This is a genomic window from Cytobacillus spongiae (assembly GCF_021390075.1).
The window spans coordinates 119,773-136,307 of sequence record NZ_CP089997.1 but is presented as its reverse complement, the minus strand read 5'-3'; the positions used below and the strand labels follow the sequence as shown (position 1 = coordinate 136,307).

Annotated in this window: 16 protein-coding genes and 1 other annotated feature; all 16 genes read right to left on the bottom strand. The window is 39.9% G+C overall.

All coding sequences use genetic code 11. The features are described 5' to 3' along the window. Nucleotides 1-32: 32 nt before the first annotated feature. On the bottom strand, nucleotides 33-3,629 hold the full coding sequence (gene rpoC, locus LS684_RS00685; protein ID WP_233809065.1) for a DNA-directed RNA polymerase subunit beta': 3,597 nt from the start codon (nucleotides 3,627-3,629) through the stop codon (nucleotides 33-35). A gap of 151 nt (nucleotides 3,630-3,780) precedes the next feature. Further along, nucleotides 3,781-7,338, bottom strand: coding sequence for a DNA-directed RNA polymerase subunit beta (gene rpoB, locus LS684_RS00680; RefSeq protein ID WP_233809063.1), 3,558 nt, complete (start codon nucleotides 7,336-7,338; stop codon nucleotides 3,781-3,783). A gap of 259 nt (nucleotides 7,339-7,597) precedes the next feature. Then, nucleotides 7,598-8,203, bottom strand: coding sequence for a class I SAM-dependent methyltransferase (locus LS684_RS00675; RefSeq protein ID WP_233809061.1), 606 nt, complete (start codon nucleotides 8,201-8,203; stop codon nucleotides 7,598-7,600). Nucleotides 8,204-8,347: 144 nt separating this feature from the next. After that, nucleotides 8,348-8,713, bottom strand: coding sequence for a 50S ribosomal protein L7/L12 (gene rplL / locus LS684_RS00670; protein WP_233809059.1), 366 nt, complete (start codon nucleotides 8,711-8,713; stop codon nucleotides 8,348-8,350). A gap of 57 nt (nucleotides 8,714-8,770) precedes the next feature. Then, nucleotides 8,771-9,271, bottom strand: coding sequence for a 50S ribosomal protein L10 (rplJ, locus tag LS684_RS00665; protein WP_233809057.1), 501 nt, complete (start codon nucleotides 9,269-9,271; stop codon nucleotides 8,771-8,773). Nucleotides 9,272-9,304: 33 nt separating this feature from the next. Continuing rightward, nucleotides 9,305-9,444: a sequence feature (ribosomal protein L10 leader region), on the bottom strand. A gap of 53 nt (nucleotides 9,445-9,497) precedes the next feature. Beyond that, nucleotides 9,498-10,241 carry a 50S ribosomal protein L1 gene (gene rplA, locus LS684_RS00660; protein ID WP_284701573.1) on the bottom strand — a complete coding sequence of 248 codons (744 nt, stop codon included), beginning with the start codon at nucleotides 10,239-10,241 and terminating at the stop codon, nucleotides 9,498-9,500. Between the two features lie 71 nt (nucleotides 10,242-10,312). Further along, nucleotides 10,313-10,738 (bottom strand): 50S ribosomal protein L11, encoded by a 426-nt coding sequence (rplK, locus tag LS684_RS00655; RefSeq protein WP_233809053.1) that lies wholly within the window; start codon nucleotides 10,736-10,738, stop codon nucleotides 10,313-10,315. Nucleotides 10,739-10,912: 174 nt separating this feature from the next. Next, nucleotides 10,913-11,446 (bottom strand): transcription termination/antitermination protein NusG, encoded by a 534-nt coding sequence (nusG, locus tag LS684_RS00650; protein ID WP_233809051.1) that lies wholly within the window; start codon nucleotides 11,444-11,446, stop codon nucleotides 10,913-10,915. 162 nt (nucleotides 11,447-11,608) lie between these two features. After that, nucleotides 11,609-11,791, bottom strand: a complete 183-nt coding sequence (gene secE, locus LS684_RS00645) for a preprotein translocase subunit SecE (RefSeq protein ID WP_233809049.1) — start codon at nucleotides 11,789-11,791, stop codon at nucleotides 11,609-11,611. Nucleotides 11,792-11,830: 39 nt separating this feature from the next. Continuing rightward, on the bottom strand, nucleotides 11,831-11,974 hold the full coding sequence (rpmG, locus tag LS684_RS00640) for a 50S ribosomal protein L33 (RefSeq protein ID WP_233809047.1): 144 nt from the start codon (nucleotides 11,972-11,974) through the stop codon (nucleotides 11,831-11,833). 92 nt (nucleotides 11,975-12,066) lie between these two features. After that, nucleotides 12,067-12,780, bottom strand: coding sequence for an RNA polymerase sporulation sigma factor SigH (gene sigH, locus LS684_RS00635; protein WP_233809045.1), 714 nt, complete (start codon nucleotides 12,778-12,780; stop codon nucleotides 12,067-12,069). Between the two features lie 4 nt (nucleotides 12,781-12,784). Beyond that, on the bottom strand, nucleotides 12,785-13,297 hold the full coding sequence (locus LS684_RS00630; RefSeq protein WP_233809043.1) for an NYN domain-containing protein: 513 nt from the start codon (nucleotides 13,295-13,297) through the stop codon (nucleotides 12,785-12,787). Nucleotides 13,298-13,299: 2 nt separating this feature from the next. Further along, a complete protein-coding gene (rlmB, locus tag LS684_RS00625; RefSeq protein WP_233809041.1) occupies nucleotides 13,300-14,043 on the bottom strand; it encodes a 23S rRNA (guanosine(2251)-2'-O)-methyltransferase RlmB in 744 nt (247 codons plus the stop codon). Further along, nucleotides 14,040-14,465, bottom strand: a complete 426-nt coding sequence (locus LS684_RS00620; RefSeq protein ID WP_233809039.1) for a Mini-ribonuclease 3 — start codon at nucleotides 14,463-14,465, stop codon at nucleotides 14,040-14,042. The genes rlmB and LS684_RS00620 overlap by 4 nt, the downstream gene beginning before the upstream one ends. A 4-nt stretch (nucleotides 14,466-14,469) precedes the next feature. Next, on the bottom strand, nucleotides 14,470-15,867 hold the full coding sequence (gene cysS, locus LS684_RS00615) for a cysteine--tRNA ligase (RefSeq protein WP_233809037.1): 1,398 nt from the start codon (nucleotides 15,865-15,867) through the stop codon (nucleotides 14,470-14,472). After that, nucleotides 15,864-16,514: a serine O-acetyltransferase gene (gene cysE / locus LS684_RS00610; RefSeq protein ID WP_233809035.1), complete on the bottom strand. Its 651-nt coding sequence runs from the start codon at nucleotides 16,512-16,514 to the stop codon at nucleotides 15,864-15,866. The genes cysS and cysE overlap by 4 nt, the downstream gene beginning before the upstream one ends. Nucleotides 16,515-16,535: the final 21 nt, after the last annotated feature.

Below are 16,535 nucleotides of genomic sequence, written 5' to 3'. Positions count from 1 at the left end.
TTTCATCTAACGTACCGTATCTTCTTTATTTTCTATTCTACAGATACAGTATCTTCTACTTCATCGTGGGTAAAAGGTTCTGCTTTACGGTAACGTTGCATACCTGTTCCAGCCGGAACTAGCTTACCGATAATAACATTCTCTTTTAAGCCGAGAAGTTCATCACGTTTTCCTTTAATTGCTGCGTCTGTAAGAACTCTTGTCGTTTCTTGGAAAGATGCAGCAGATAGGAATGAATCTGTTTCAAGAGATGCTTTAGTAATCCCAAGCAATACAGGTCTTCCAGTAGCAGGAAGTCTCCCCGTACGTAGGGCTTTTGCGTTAGCATCTGTGAATTGGTGGATATCGAGTAGAGATCCTGGCAATACTTCTGTTTCACCAGCGTCGATAACACGTACTTTACGAAGCATTTGGCGTACCATAACCTCTACGTGCTTATCACCGATTTCAACCCCTTGCATACGATAAACCTTCTGTACTTCACGAAGTAAGTACTCTTGAACAGCTGTAACGTCTTTCACTTTAATTAACTCTTTCGGGTCAATTGATCCCTCTGTTAATTCTTGACCACGTTCTACATGATCATTAACAGCTACTTTTAATCGAGCCGTGTATGGAGCTGTGTATGTGCGAGACTCCACATCCCCTTGTACTACGATCTCATGTTGACGATCGCGGCCTTCGTTAATTCCTACTACGACACCTTCAATTTCAGAAATAACAGCTTGACCTTTCGGGTTACGCGCTTCGAAAATCTCCTGGATACGAGGTAAACCTTGCGTGATATCGTCTCCTGCTACCCCGCCTGTATGGAAAGTACGCATCGTTAACTGTGTTCCAGGCTCTCCGATGGATTGAGCAGCAATAATACCTACTGCTTCTCCAACTTCAACCTCTTGACCTGTCGCAAGGTTGCGGCCGTAACATTTTTTACATACTCCGTGGCGAGTGTTACAAGTAAATGCAGAACGAATCCATACTTCTTCGATATTCTCATTTACGATTTCTACTGCAAGATCCTCTGTAATTAAGCCATTTTCAGGAACAATTACTTCATTTGTTTCAGGATGTCTAATCGGTTTTCTTGCATAACGACCAATTAAACGCTCATCAAGTGGCTCGATGATTTCTGTACCGTCACGAAGGGCTTTAACTAGAATCCCACGATCGGTTCCACAGTCATCTTCGCGAACAATTACATCCTGTGCTACGTCAACAAGACGGCGAGTTAGGTAACCCGAGTCAGCTGTCTTAAGTGCTGTATCAGCAAGACCTTTACGCGCACCGTGAGTAGAGATAAAGTATTCTAATACCGTTAATCCTTCACGGAAACTTGATTTGATTGGTAATTCGATAATACGTCCAGCCGGGTTGGCCATTAGACCACGCATACCAGCTAACTGTGTAAAGTTAGATGCGTTACCACGGGCACCAGAGTCACTCATCATGAAGATTGGGTTTGTTTTATCAAGAGACTTCATCAGTTTAGCTTGGATTGTATCCTTCGCAGCACTCCAAATAGAAATTACTCGATCGTAACGCTCATCTTCTGTGATTAGTCCACGTCTGAACTGCTTTAGGACATTATCAACTTTTGTTTGTGCTTCACTAATGATTTCTTGTTTTTCACCTAGTACGACGATGTCGGCTACACCAACTGTAATACCAGCTTTTGTTGAATAACGGAATCCTAAGTCCTTCATACGGTCAAGCATTTTAGACGTTTCTGTAATCTTGAAGCGTTTAAATACTTCCGCAATGATGTTTCCAAGAATTTTCTTTTTGAACGGATCAACAAGAGGCATTCCTTGGATAACTTCTTTGACATCCGTTGCTTTATCAACAAAATAGTTTTCAGGTGTTTTTTCTTCAAGGTTTTGTTTTGTTGGTTCATTAATATATGGGAACGTTGCAGGAAGAATTTCATTAAAGATAAGCTTTCCAACAGTTGTTAGTAAAAGCATCCCTTTTTGTTCTTCAGTAAACGTTTGGTTATTTAAAGAACCTGCGTATACAGCCACACGAGTGTGTAAATGTACATAGCCATTTTGGTAAGCGATTAGAGCTTCATTTGTATCTTTGAAGATCATGCCTTCTCCGACAGCGTTTTCTCTCTCTAATGTTAGGTAGTAATTACCCAATACCATATCCTGGGATGGAGTAACAACTGGCTTACCATCTTTAGGATTCAAGATATTTTGAGCAGCAAGCATAAGCAAACGTGCCTCAGCTTGAGCCTCTGCTGATAACGGAACGTGCACAGCCATTTGGTCACCATCAAAGTCCGCATTGTATGCAGTACATACAAGTGGATGAAGACGGATTGCACGGCCTTCAACAAGAGTAGGTTCAAATGCCTGAATTCCTAATCTGTGTAGAGTCGGTGCGCGGTTAAGAAGAACTGGATGTTCTTTAATAACATCTTCTAGTACATCCCAAACCTCTGGGTGAACTTTTTCAATCTTGCGTTTTGCAGACTTGATGTTATGAGCCAATCCTTTTTCAACTAGCTCTTTCATCACGAATGGCTTAAATAGTTCTAAAGCCATTTCTTTCGGTAGTCCACATTGATACATTTTTAAATTTGGTCCTACTACGATTACGGAACGACCGGAATAGTCAACACGCTTTCCAAGTAGGTTTTGACGGAAACGACCTTGCTTCCCTTTTAACATATGAGAAAGCGATTTTAATGGGCGATTACCAGGTCCTGTAACAGGACGACCACGACGACCATTATCAATCAGGGCATCAACAGCTTCTTGAAGCATACGCTTTTCGTTTTGTACGATAATGCTTGGTGCACCAAGATCTAATAAACGCTTTAAACGGTTGTTTCGGTTAATTACACGACGATACAAATCATTTAGATCGGACGTAGCAAAACGCCCACCATCCAGCTGAACCATTGGACGTAATTCTGGCGGAATAACCGGAAGCACATCTAAAATCATCCAAGATGGCTCGTTTCCTGAGTTACGGAACGCTTCAAGTACTTCTAATCGCTTAATGGCACGTGTACGACGTTGCCCTTGAGCGGTCCTTAGCTCTTCTTTTAAAATATCTACTTCTTTCTCTAGGTCGATATCAGAAAGTAGTTTTTTAATCGATTCCGCACCCATTGAAGCTTGGAATTTATTCCCATACTTATCACGATATGCACGGTACTCTTTTTCAGAAAGAAGTTGCTTTTTCTCTAAAGCTGTATCACCTGGTTCCGTTACAACGTAGGAAGCAAAATAGATAACTTCTTCAAGAGCACGTGGAGACATATCTAACACAAGGCCCATTCGACTAGGGATACCCTTGAAATACCAGATATGGGATACAGGGGCAGCTAGCTCGATATGACCCATGCGTTCACGACGAACTTTTGCACGAGTCACTTCAACTCCACATCGATCACAAACTACACCTTTATAACGAACACGCTTATACTTTCCACAATGACATTCCCAGTCTTTCGTTGGTCCAAAGATACGTTCACAGAATAAGCCGTCTTTTTCAGGCTTTAGTGTACGATAGTTAATCGTTTCAGGTTTTTTAACCTCGCCAAAAGACCAAGAACGAATTTTATCGGGCGAAGAAAGTCCAATTTTCATATACTCAAAATTATTTACATCCAGCAAGGGGCCTACCTCCCTTTTGATCTCGGGTTTTACCCTTATTGCTAACAATAAGCTATGAGCTCTATTAAAAGAGCCTATTTAAGTGTGATCCACTCCAATTTTAGTTAGAGTGGATCATAAAGCTTTATGAAGTAAAACATTTTTCCAAACGTTATTCTTTCGTTCCAACCTTTTCTGTATCTACATTTTCTGGTTCAGGAGATACAGTTAGAGATTCTGCTTGTTGTGCGTCTTCTTCATCCTCTAAGTCACGCATTTCAATTTCCTTTTCGTCACTTGAAAGAATCTTAACGTCCATACCTAAGCTTTGAAGCTCTTTAATTAATACTTTGAATGATTCAGGTACACCAGGCTCTGGTACATTTTCACCTTTTACGATAGCTTCATACGTTTTAACACGTCCTACTACGTCATCGGACTTAACAGTTAAAATCTCTTGAAGCGTGTAAGCAGCACCGTATGCTTCTAGTGCCCAAACCTCCATCTCTCCAAAACGCTGTCCACCGAATTGAGCTTTACCACCCAATGGTTGCTGTGTAACAAGAGAGTATGGTCCAGTAGAACGTGCGTGAAGCTTATCATCAACCATGTGAGCAAGCTTAATCATATACATGACACCAACAGATACACGGTTATCAAATGGATCACCTGTGCGGCCATCATATAGAACCGTCTTCGCATCTCTTGCCATACCTGCTTCTTCAATTGTTGACCAAACATCTTCCTCGCGAGCACCATCGAATACAGGAGATGCTACATGAATGTTTAGCGCTCTCGCTGCCATTCCTAAATGAAGCTCAAGCACCTGTCCGATATTCATACGAGAAGGTACCCCTAGTGGGTTTAACATGATGTCAACAGGAGTTCCATCAGGTAAATATGGCATATCTTCTTCTGGAAGAATACGAGAGATAACCCCTTTGTTTCCGTGACGTCCTGCCATTTTATCTCCTTCAGAGATTTTACGTTTCTGAACGATATAAACACGAACAAGTTGGTTTACACCTGGAGGTAATTCGTCCCCGTCTTCGCGGTTAAAGACTTTAACATCTAAAACGATTCCCCCGCCACCATGTGGCACTCTTAATGATGTATCACGAACTTCACGAGCTTTTTCCCCGAAGATTGCATGTAATAGACGCTCTTCAGCTGTTAATTCAGTTACTCCTTTAGGTGTAACTTTCCCAACTAGAAGATCTCCATCTTTCACTTCAGCACCAACGCGGATAATCCCACGCTCATCCAGGTTACGAAGGGCATCTTCCCCAACGTTTGGAATATCACGTGTAATTTCCTCAGGTCCTAATTTCGTATCACGAGATTCTGATTCATATTCTTCAATATGAATAGATGTGTATACGTCATCTTTAACAAGTCTTTCGCTCATAATGATGGCATCCTCGTAGTTATATCCATCCCATGTCATGAAGGCTACAAGTACGTTTCTACCAAGTGCTAATTCACCAAGTTCCATAGAAGGACCGTCTGCAAGGATTTCTCCTTTAGTAACACGGTTTCCAACCGCAACGATCGGACGCTGATTATAGCAAGTTCCTTGGTTTGAGCGAATAAATTTTAACATTCGATATTTATCAAGGTCACCTTTTACTTCTTGACCATCTACTTCTACGATACGGCGAACCCAAACTTCACGCGCTTCAACATGTTCAACAATTCCTTCGTGCTTACAGATTACTGCAGCACCTGAGTCTTTTGCTGATACATACTCCATCCCTGTTCCAACTCTTGGAGATTCTGGTTGCATTAACGGAACAGCTTGTCGTTGCATGTTCGCACCCATTAGAGCACGGTTCGAGTCATCATTTTCTAAGAAAGGTATACATGCGGTTGCAGCAGAAACTACTTGTTTAGGTGATACGTCCATATAGTCTACACGCTCGCGTTTGACAACTGTGTTCTCTCCGCGGAAACGAGCTACTACTTCTTCATCTAAGAAGGACCCATCATCACCTAAGCGAGCGTTCGCTTGGGCAACAACATAATTATCTTCTTCATCAGCTGTTAAGTAATCAATTCTTGAAGTCACTTTTCCTGTTTCAGGATCAACACGACGGTAAGGTGTTTCAATGAAACCAAAACGATTTACTTTTGCATAGCTGGATAAGGAGTTGATTAGTCCAATGTTCGGACCCTCTGGAGTCTCAATTGGACACATACGACCATAGTGAGAGTAGTGAACGTCACGTACTTCAAACCCTGCACGTTCACGAGTTAAACCACCCGGCCCTAATGCAGATAAACGGCGTTTATGTGTTAATTCAGCTAATGGATTCGTTTGATCCATGAACTGTGATAACTGAGAGCTACCAAAGAACTCTTTAATAGAAGCGATAACCGGACGAATATTAATTAGTTGCTGAGGAGTAATGGTGTTCGTATCTTGAATAGACATTCTTTCACGAACAACACGCTCCATTCTTGATAAACCAATACGGAATTGGTTTTGAAGAAGCTCTCCAACAGAACGTAAACGACGATTTCCTAAATGATCAATATCATCTGTGTCTCCAACTTCATGTAATAAATTGAAGAAATAGCTGATAGAAGCAAGGATATCTGCAGTCGAAATATTCTTCACAGATTCATCTACATACGCATTCCCAATAACATTGATCACTTTCTCATCTTCATTTGGAGCATAGATTTTAATAGATTGGACGACAACCTCTTCTTCTACAACTCCTCCAACTGGAGAAACGGATTTAAACCCGATATCCTTTTCAATATTAGGAAGGATGCGATCTAATGTGCGACGATCTAGTGTCGTGCCTTTTTCTGCGATAATCTCACCTGTTTCTGGATCTACTAGCGTTTCAGCTAGACGCTGTCCAAAAAGGCGATTTTTAATATGAAGCTTTTTGTTGATTTTATAACGACCTACATTAGCAAGGTCATATCGTTTTGGATCAAAGAATCTAGAGTAAAGTAGACTCTTTGCATTTTCTACTGTTGGTGGTTCGCCTGGACGAAGACGCTCATATATTTCTAATAGAGCTTTCTCTGTACCTTCAGTGTTGTCTTTTTCAAGAGTATTACGAATATACTCATTATCCCCAACCAAATCGATGATTTCTTGATCAGAGCCGAACCCAAGAGCACGCAAAAGAACCGTAACGGGTAGCTTCCTCGTACGATCTATTCTCACATACACAACATCTTTAGCATCTGTTTCATATTCTAGCCAAGCACCGCGGTTCGGAATTACAGTAGCTGTGTATCCTTTTTTCCCATTCTTATCAACTTTTCCGCTGTAGTATACGCTCGGAGAACGCACTAACTGGGAAACGATAACACGCTCGGCACCGTTAATTACAAACGTGCCCGTTTCAGTCATAAGCGGGAAGTCACCCATAAAGACTTCCTGGTCTTTTACTTCGCCTGTTTCTTTGTTGACAAGACGTACTTTCACACGTAATGGTGCAGAGTATGTAACATCTCGTTCTTTCGATTCCTCTACAGGATACTTTGGATCACCTAGGCTGTAATCAATAAATTCAAGCGACAAATTACCAGTAAAGTCTTCAATCGGAGAAATATCTTGGAACATTTCTCGTAAACCCTCATCAAGAAACCACTGATATGAAGAGGTTTGGATCTCGATTAGATTTGGTAATTCTAAAACTTCACTGATTCGTGCGTAACTTCTTCGTTGGCGGTGTCGTCCATACTGAACTAGTTGACCTGTCAACTGATTCACCCCTCAAATCAAGCGTTATAATTGCATGTATTTTGCGTCTTATGGAAAAACTCTGTACAAGCAGCTCATTCATAAGACAAAAAGAAAAAGGGTTTTCATCTTAAAAAACCACATTTTCACATTCGTACTATTATTTTGTTAGTATTCCCGCTATTAACCATATATATACAGCATAACTGTAATTTAGTAATAACTAGAATATATTATGTTGGCATTTTACAATGTTACTATAGCGTTTTGTAAAAGTCAATCATTTTTTAGCTCTAATAATAAAATAACCCTTCTTTTTATCGACGGTTTCCACTTCACTAAATAGGGTAGTTAATTTATCAATAGAAGATGGTGCTCCCTGTTTCTTTTGAATTACTACCCAAAGCTCTCCCCCGTCTATTAAAAGATGGTAGCTTTGTTCGTAGATTTTATGAACAACATCTTTTCCAGCTCTAATTGGTGGATTTGTCAGAATATATGCTACTTGCTCTGCCTTCACATTCTCCAACCCATCACTCTCGTAAATCTGCACGTTCGTAATTTGATTCCGTTCTGCATTCTCTTTGGCAAGCGCTATTGCACGCTCATTCACATCAACCATATGAACCGTTCTATCAGGGAGATACTTTGCCATTGCGAGACCAATTGGACCATAACCGCAGCCAACATCTACGATAGTTCCATCACCAATTTCCTCTGACTTATCAAAAGTTTCAATTAGTAGCCTAGAGCCAAAATCTACATCACCTTTTGAAAATACACCGTTGTCGGTTTTAAAACGGAATACGGACCCTTTTAGTGTATAATCCCAGTGTTTTGGATCACTTTGAACATCCGGCGTCTTTGAGTAATAGTGCCCTGTCATCCGATCACCTCCATAAAACTAGTCATCTTGTTTTAGTCTAACCCGATTATACGAATTTACATACGTAATAGCAAAATCGGATCAAGCAGATGAACAAGCAGACAAAAAAAGCCCGCTTATGCAGCGAGCTTTTTTATATCTTTATTACTTAACTTCAACGTTAGCTCCAACTTCTTCAAGTTTAGCTTTGATTTCTTCAGCTTCTTCTTTAGCAATTCCTTCTTTAACTGCCTTTGGAGTGTTGTCAACAAGTTCTTTTGCTTCTTTAAGTCCAAGACCTGTGATTTCACGTACAACTTTGATAACTTTGATTTTAGAAGCACCAGCATCAGTAAGTACTACGTCAAACTCAGTTTTCTCAGCAGCAGCGTCTCCACCAACAGCGCCACCCATAACAGCTACAGGAGCAGCAGCAGTTACACCAAACTCTTCTTCGATTGCTTTTACTAGGTCATTAAGTTCTAAAACAGTCATGTTTTTAACTGCTTCAATGATTTGTTCTTTAGTCATGATTAATTTCCTCCTTATAATTGGTTTTAATTCTATTAGTTAAACGATAATTCTAGATTATGCGCCTTGTTCTTCTTTTTGATCTGCAACTGCTTTTGTAGCAAGAGCAAGGTTGCGGATAGGTGCTTGAAGAACGCTGAGTAACATAGAAAGTAAGCCTTCGCGTGATGGAAGTTCTGCAAGAGCCTTCACTTCTTCAACTGATGCGATGTTACCTTCGATTACACCCGCTTTAATTTCAAGAGCTTCATGCTTCTTAGCGAAGTCGTTAAGAATTTTAGCTGGTGCTACTACATCTTCATTACTGAACGCGATTGCGTTTGGACCAGTTAATGCTTCATTTAAACCTGCAAGCTCAGCAGCTTCTGCTGCACGACGAGTTAGAGAGTTTTTGTAAACCTTGAACTCGATTCCAGCTTCACGAAGTTGTTTACGAAGCTCAGTCACTTCAGAAACAGTAAGACCACGGTAGTCAACAACTACTGTTGATTTACTAGCTTTGAATTTATCAGCAATTTCGTTTACGATTAACTTTTTTGATTCAATTGCGCTGCTCATCCTTACACCTCCTGTAGAAATTCTACATTCATACCGGCCATAAAAATACCTCCATATCTGAATAGAACATGGAGGTAGTATACAATAGTCGTACTAATATATCTATCGTATTACCTCGGTAGGAAATTAAGCCTTGAGGCACCTACTGTCTACGGCATAAATGTTATTTTATTTTAACAACAAGAATGATTATATAAAATCTATTCTTGAATGTCAACTAACTTTTTTATTTTGCAACAACAGATGTAGGATCTACTTTTACGCCAGGTCCCATAGTTGTTGTAACAGAAACATTCTTCATGTATGTTCCTTTAGCAGCAGAAGGTTTTACTTTCATCATTGTATCGAAAATTGTTTGGAAGTTTTCAACTAACTTCTCATTTTCGAAAGATGCTTTACCGATTGGTACGTGGATGTTTCCAGCTTTATCAACACGGTATTCAACTTTACCTGCTTTAATTTCGTTAATAGCTTTTTCAACATCGAAAGTAACTGTTCCAGTTTTAGGGTTTGGCATTAAACCTTTAGGTCCTAATACACGACCAAGCTTACCAACTTCACCCATCATGTCAGGAGTTGCTACGATTACATCAAAGTCAAACCAACCTTGTTGGATTTTAGTGATGAATTCAGAATCTCCAACATAATCTGCTCCAGCAGCTTCAGCTTCTTTTGCTTTTTCGCCTTTTGCAAATACTAATACACGTTGAGTTTTACCAGTTCCGTTTGGAAGTACTACAGCACCACGGATTTGTTGGTCAGCTTTCTTCGGATCTACTCCAAGACGGAAAGCTACTTCAACTGTTGCATCAAATTTAGCAAAATTTGTTTTTTTAGCAAGTTCGATTGCTTCTTCAATTGCATATACTTTCGTATTATCTACAAGCTTAGCAGCTTCAAGATACTTCTTACCTTTTTTAGCCATTATAATTTCCTCCTTGATTGTGGTTTTAGCGGAATAACCTCCCACGAATAAAGGTTGCGAGTGAAACTTAATTCAGCGTCGCAACCCTTGGTCACCTAAACATTTAGCTACATGGATTAGTCTTCGATAACGATACCCATGCTGCGTGCAGTACCTTCAACCATACGCATAGCAGATTCTACACTTGCTGCGTTTAGATCAGGCATTTTAGTTTCAGCAATCTCGCGTACCTTGTCACGCTTAACTGTTGCTACTTTATTACGGTTTGGTTCACCAGAACCAGACTCAATACCAGCCGCTTTCTTAAGTAGAACTGCTGCAGGTGGAGTTTTCGTAATAAATGTAAATGAACGGTCTTCAAAAACCGTAATTTCAACAGGAATGATTAAACCAGCTTGATCAGCTGTACGAGCATTGAACTCTTTACAGAATCCCATGATGTTAACACCGGCTTGACCTAGAGCAGGTCCAACTGGTGGTGCTGGGTTTGCTTTCCCTGCAGGGATTTGTAATTTTACCATTTTAATTACTTTTTTAGCCACGAGACACACCTCCTTAAAGTCCGTGATGTGGTAATAGGGAATTTTTCCCTCCCACTCATATGTTGTCTTTATATAAAAATAAAGAACATTTATCATTTTGTCATGTCTCATGTCCGAGACATACTGACCTATGAAATATTATCATTTTTTACAGATGATTTCAAGTTTTTCCGATTATAATTTTTCAACTTGTGTAAAATCAAGCTCTACCGGTGTTTCACGACCAAACATATTAACAAGTACTTTCAGCTTTTGCTTGTCTTTATCGATTTCTTCAATCGCACCTTCAAAGTTTGCGAATGGTCCTTCATTAACTTGAACCGTTTCACCAATTTCAAAGTCAATATCTATGCGCTTTTCGTCTACACCCATGCGTTTTAGAATGCGACTAACTTCTTCTGGTAAAAGCGGCGTAGGCTTTGATCCATGGCCAGCAGAACCGACAAATCCAGTAACTCCAGGAGTATTTCGAACCACATACCAAGAGTCGTCAGTCATAACAATCTCAACAATTACATAACCAGGAAATACCTTCCTTTTTACAACTTTCTTCTTGCCGTTCTTAATATCTGTTTCTTCTTCTTCCGGTACAACAACACGGAAAATCTTATCTTGCATTCCCATTGATTCTACACGCTTCTCTAGGTTTGCTTTTACTTTGTTTTCATAACCCGAATACGTATGAACAACATACCAATTCTTTTCCATTCAAGAGGACGTAGTGTCCTTCCCTCCCAGCACTATATATTCCAATCTACCAAAAGCCATTCCATGTGGTCTTGTCCATTTTAAGCCAAATGAAAAAACCCGTCTCCGGGCTTTGCAATTTCTTCCTGCTTTATTCTCCATTATACCATGAGAATAGAGGTGTTATTCAAGAATTAAACGAATCAATTCAGAAATTCCTAAATCCAATACCGCAAAAAACACAGCAAAGAAAATAACAGTCGCTAAAACGGTAATCGTATAGCTTGTTAGCTCTTTTCTTTTCGGCCAGCTTACCTTCTTAACTTCACGTCCAACATCTCCGAAAAATGAAAACACACGTTGCATTTTGTAAACCTCCAACCTTTGAAGACATATCTATTATCATTACTTTGTTTCTTGATGAGTTGTATGAGTGCTGCAATTGTTACAAAACTTCTTAAGCTCTAAGCGACCTGAATCCTTATTAGTCATCGTCGAATAATTCCGCGTTCCACATTTCGAACAGGCTAGAACCACTTTTTTTCTCATTATCTGCACCTTCTAGAATGCTTGTTTATCCCTAAAACTTTAACACGTGGACCAGTTTATGTCAATAAGTGCCTAGTGAGACTGCAAGAGACTTATACCGTAAATTCACGAATCTCTAAGTATCTTTCAAGCTTCCGCTTAACTCGTTGTAATGCATTATCAATGGATTTGACATGACGGTTTAGTTCCTCAGAAATCTCTTGATAAGATTGTCCATCTAAATAAAGGGCCAACACCTTTTGTTCAAGATCACTTAAAAGCTCAGTCATCTTCACTTCAATGTGATCAAACTCTTCTTGATTAATAATGAGTTCTTCTGGATCAGTAACCTTTACACCAGAAATAACATCCATTAATGTCCGATCTGATTCTTCGTCATAAATGGGCTTGTCTAAAGATACATAGGAATTAAGCGGGATATGCTTTTGCCTTGTTGCTGTTTTGATAGCTGTAATAATTTGTCTAGTAATGCAAAGCTCCGCAAATGCTTTAAAGGATGAGAGCTTGTCCTCTTTAAAATCACGAATTGCCTTATATAACCCAATCATGCCTTCTTGAACAATATCTTCTTTATCAGCACCAATTAGAAAATAAGATCTCGCTTTTGCGCGGACAAAGTTTCGATACTTGTGTATCAAATAATCTAATGCCTCACTCTCTCCTTTATGAACCAATTCCACAATCTCTTCATCTTCAAGCTGTAAATAGTCGTTTTTGTTTACTTCAAAGTCAGCACTCACAATGATCCCCCCGACCGTACAAGCATGGATAGAAATATTATACAGTAGGTTTTTTTCAAGCGTCAACCGCTCATTTATCCCCTCGGCGCCATTTTTCGAATATTTCTGCGACTTCATCACTTAATGGAATTTTTGATATAGGTCGTTTTTCTTGAATTATTTTTACATTTTTCTCAATTTTTCTCTCGATCACTTCAACCTCTGTAAGCAGCTCTCTTGCTGATATTCTCAAGGCTCCCTGTCCAAAAATCGCCCATTGTTCTGTGTAGTCGGAGGTTGCAACATGTATTTGTGTTTTACGGTTACTTAATTGTATGGCTAATTTTTCTATGCGTTCGTCGGCAGTTTCGCTTTCTTTTGTAAAAATGACCTCTACTTTATATTTTTTTGAGATTTTTTCAATACCCTTCACATAGTGTGCATCAAAAACGATGATAATCCGATACCCCGAATACCCCTGATATTCGGCCATCTTTTCAATTAAACGATCTCTCGCTGCTGATAGATCTTGATTCCTTAAGTTCCGCAAGTCTGGCCAAGCACCTATGATGTTATATCCATCTACAATGAGGATATTATTCATTTCTATCCCTCTAGAGGATTGCGTTTACGATATACCTCATACATAAGCAGAGCCGCTGCAACAGATGCATTCAATGAGGTAACATGCCCAGTCATTGGCATTTGAATAAGAAAGTCGCATTTATCTCGAATGAGACGCCCCATACCTTTCCCTTCACTACCAATAACCAACCCGAGCGGCATTGTCCCATCTATTTGACGATAATCCTGCTTTCCTTTCGCATCTGTGCCTACAATCCAAACTCCACGGTCTTTCAGCTCGTCAATTGTCCTTGCCATATTCGTTACCCTTACAACCGGGATATGTTCAATCGCGCCTGTTGAGGCTTTTGCAACGGTAGCTGTTAACCCAACTGCTCTTCTCTTCGGAATTACAACCCCATGTGCTCCAACTGCATCGGCTGTTCTCATAATTGACCCTAGGTTATGGGGATCTTCAATCTCATCCAGAAGCAAGAAGAACGGGGCTTCTCCTTTTTTTTCTGCAGCTATAAACAAATCATCGATTTCTGCATATTCGTAGGCAGCAACCTGCGCAATTACCCCTTGATGATTTCCTTCAACCATTTGATCAATTTTCTTTTTAGGTACGTATTGAATGAGGACATTCGATTCCTTAGCTAGTCCTATTACTTGCTGCATCTGTCCTTTTTGCGAACCTTCCGCAATCAAAATTTTATTAATATCACGATTTGACTTTAATGCTTCAATAATTGGGTTTTTTCCAATAATATAATCTTGGCTCATTTCAGAGCTCCACCTTTCTGTTCATCCACTAACTGGAGGGCGGCTAGAATAATTTCCTCAAGCCGCTCCTTAGCATCTGATAAAAATAAATAACCAATTAATGCCTCAAAAGCTGTACTATACCGGTACGTTTGCACGTCTGTATTTTTAGGAACCGTTCCAGACTTTGCATTTCGTCCTCTTCTCACAACCGCCTCTTCCTCTTCACTCAAATACTGATCGTTTAGAAGTTGGTGAATAATTTTCGATTGTGCTTTTGCTGACACATATTTTGTAGCTTCTCTATGCAAATGATGAGGCTTTACTCTTCCATTCTGTATAAGATGGTGGCGTACATAGATTTCAAATACACTATCTCCCATATAAGCGAGGGCTAGACTATTCAACTGCTTTTGATCGATTTTTTTCTCGTAATGCAGCATGCTATTAGCCTCTTTTCCAGCGTGTACCTTGAGCTGTGTCCTCTAATATAATATTCATATCCTTTAATTGATCGCGAATTTGATCGGATCGTTGGAAATTCCGATCTTTGCGGGCTTGAATTCGCTCTTGAATTAACGCTTCAATCTCCTCATCGAGTAGCTCCTCTTTATCCAAAGAAAGCCCTAGTACTTGTGTAAGCTCTTGAAATACTTTCAAAAAGTTGTCGATTACTTCAACCGATGTATTTTTCTCTAACAAGTAATAATTCGCTTGCTTTGACAGTTCAAATAAAACAGACACTCCATTGGCCGTGTTAAAATCATCATCCATGTCACGAATGAACTGCTCACGTAAATCCGCAATCTTCTTCACCCATTCCTCATTATGGTTCGTGAGGTCCGTGCTTGTCGCTTTTCGGTGCTTTAAATTTTCATATGATGTACGGATGCGATCAAGACCTGCCTTAGTGTTTTCGAGAAGTTCTTCACTGTAATTGATTGGGTTTCGATAGTGTACGGAAAGCATAAAGAATCTTAAGACCTGCGGATCATGCTTCTTAATGATATCGTGAACGAGCACGAAGTTCCCTAACGATTTCGACATTTTTTCATTATCAATATTAATATAGCCGTTATGCATCCAGTACCGAGCAAATGGTTTTTCATTTAATGCCTCTGATTGAGCAATTTCATTTTCATGATGTGGGAATGCCAAATCTTGACCCCCTGCATGAATATCGATGGACTCACCTAAATATTTCTTAGCCATTGCAGAGCACTCAATATGCCAACCCGGACGACCTTTTCCCCAAGGACTTTCCCAATAAATTTCCCCTTCTTTTGCAGCTTTCCAAAGAACGAAATCAAGAGCATCTTCTTTCTTCTCGCCTACAGCAATTCGTGAGCCAACGCGCAGTTCATCAATCGATTGGTGGGACAGTTTGCCGTAAGTTTCAAACTTGCGTGTATGGAAATACACATCCCCACCTGATTCATAAGCAAATCCTTTTTCAATTAAACCAGTTATAAATTCAATAATAATTTCCATGCTCTCTGTCACACGTGGATGTACATCAGCTCTGTCACATCCTAATGCTGACACATCCTCAAAATAGGCGTCTATAAAACGTTCGGCGATCGTCGGAACATCTTCTCCTAACTCTCTTGCCGCTTTGATTAGTTTGTCGTCTACATCGGTGAAATTCGAAACAAACTGAACATCATATCCGCGAAATTCTAAATATTTTCGAACCGTATCAAATACAATAGCCGGCCTTGCATTCCCTATATGGATATAGTTATATACGGTTGGTCCGCACACATACATCTTCACTTTTCCCTCTTCTAATGGAACAAACTCTTCTTTTTGTCTTGTCATCGTATTATAAAGTTTAATACTCATCTTTTTACCCCACTTTCCTTCGTATCTGCTAGTTCTTTCTTTAATTTCTCCACTTCTGCTTCTAATATCTTAAAACGGTCAGATATTGGATCAGGCAAGTCTGAATGATTAAGATCTCTTCTTACCTTTACCCCATCTTGAATAACAATTTTTCCTGGAATACCAACTACCGTTGAATTAGGTGGAACATCTTTCAATACAACAGAACCTGCACCCACTTTTGAATTCTCCCCAACAGTAATCGAGCCGAGCACCTTAGCACCTGTTGCAATTAAGGCATTATCCATTATGGTAGGATGCCGTTTCCCTTTCTCTTTACCTGTACCGCCAAGGGTAACTCCTTGAAACACAGTAACATTGTCCCCAATTTCACATGTTTCACCAATGACAACCCCCATACCATGATCTATAAAGAAGCGCCTACCAATTTTTGCTCCGGGATGGATTTCAATTCCTGTAAAAAAACGGCTTATCTGTGATATCGCACGGGCTAAGAAGTAGAATTTCCGTTTGTAGAACGCATGCGCTAAGCGATGAAACCAAACTGCGTGTAAGCCCGAATAGGTTAAAATGACTTCAAAATAGGTTCTTGCAGCGGGGTCCTGCTCAAAGACAACCTCGATGTCCTCCTTTAGTAATTTCCACATGATATCTCCCCTCCTTTGTTA

What these genes read in the sequence shown, in the direction of transcription:
- secE (WP_233809049.1), bottom strand. Translation starts at nt 11,791, where the DNA reads ATGCAACGTGTGTTTTCATTTTTCGGAGATGTTGGACGTGAAGTTAAG.
- rplL (WP_233809059.1), bottom strand. Translation starts at nt 8,713, where the DNA reads ATGACTAAAGAACAAATCATTGAAGCAGTTAAAAACATGACTGTTTTA.
- rpmG (WP_233809047.1), bottom strand. Translation starts at nt 11,974, where the DNA reads ATGAGAAAAAAAGTGGTTCTAGCCTGTTCGAAATGTGGAACGCGGAAT.
- rplJ (WP_233809057.1), bottom strand. Translation starts at nt 9,271, where the DNA reads ATGAGCAGCGCAATTGAATCAAAAAAGTTAATCGTAAACGAAATTGCT.
- nusG (WP_233809051.1), bottom strand. Translation starts at nt 11,446, where the DNA reads ATGGAAAAGAATTGGTATGTTGTTCATACGTATTCGGGTTATGAAAAC.
- cysS (WP_233809037.1), bottom strand. Translation starts at nt 15,867, where the DNA reads ATGAGTATTAAACTTTATAATACGATGACAAGACAAAAAGAAGAGTTT.
- LS684_RS00675 (WP_233809061.1), bottom strand. Translation starts at nt 8,203, where the DNA reads ATGACAGGGCACTATTACTCAAAGACGCCGGATGTTCAAAGTGATCCA.
- rlmB (WP_233809041.1), bottom strand. Translation starts at nt 14,043, where the DNA reads ATGAGCCAAGATTATATTATTGGAAAAAACCCAATTATTGAAGCATTA.
- LS684_RS00620 (WP_233809039.1), bottom strand. Translation starts at nt 14,465, where the DNA reads ATGCTGCATTACGAGAAAAAAATCGATCAAAAGCAGTTGAATAGTCTA.
- LS684_RS00630 (WP_233809043.1), bottom strand. Translation starts at nt 13,297, where the DNA reads ATGAATAATATCCTCATTGTAGATGGATATAACATCATAGGTGCTTGG.
- cysE (WP_233809035.1), bottom strand. Translation starts at nt 16,514, where the DNA reads ATGTGGAAATTACTAAAGGAGGACATCGAGGTTGTCTTTGAGCAGGAC.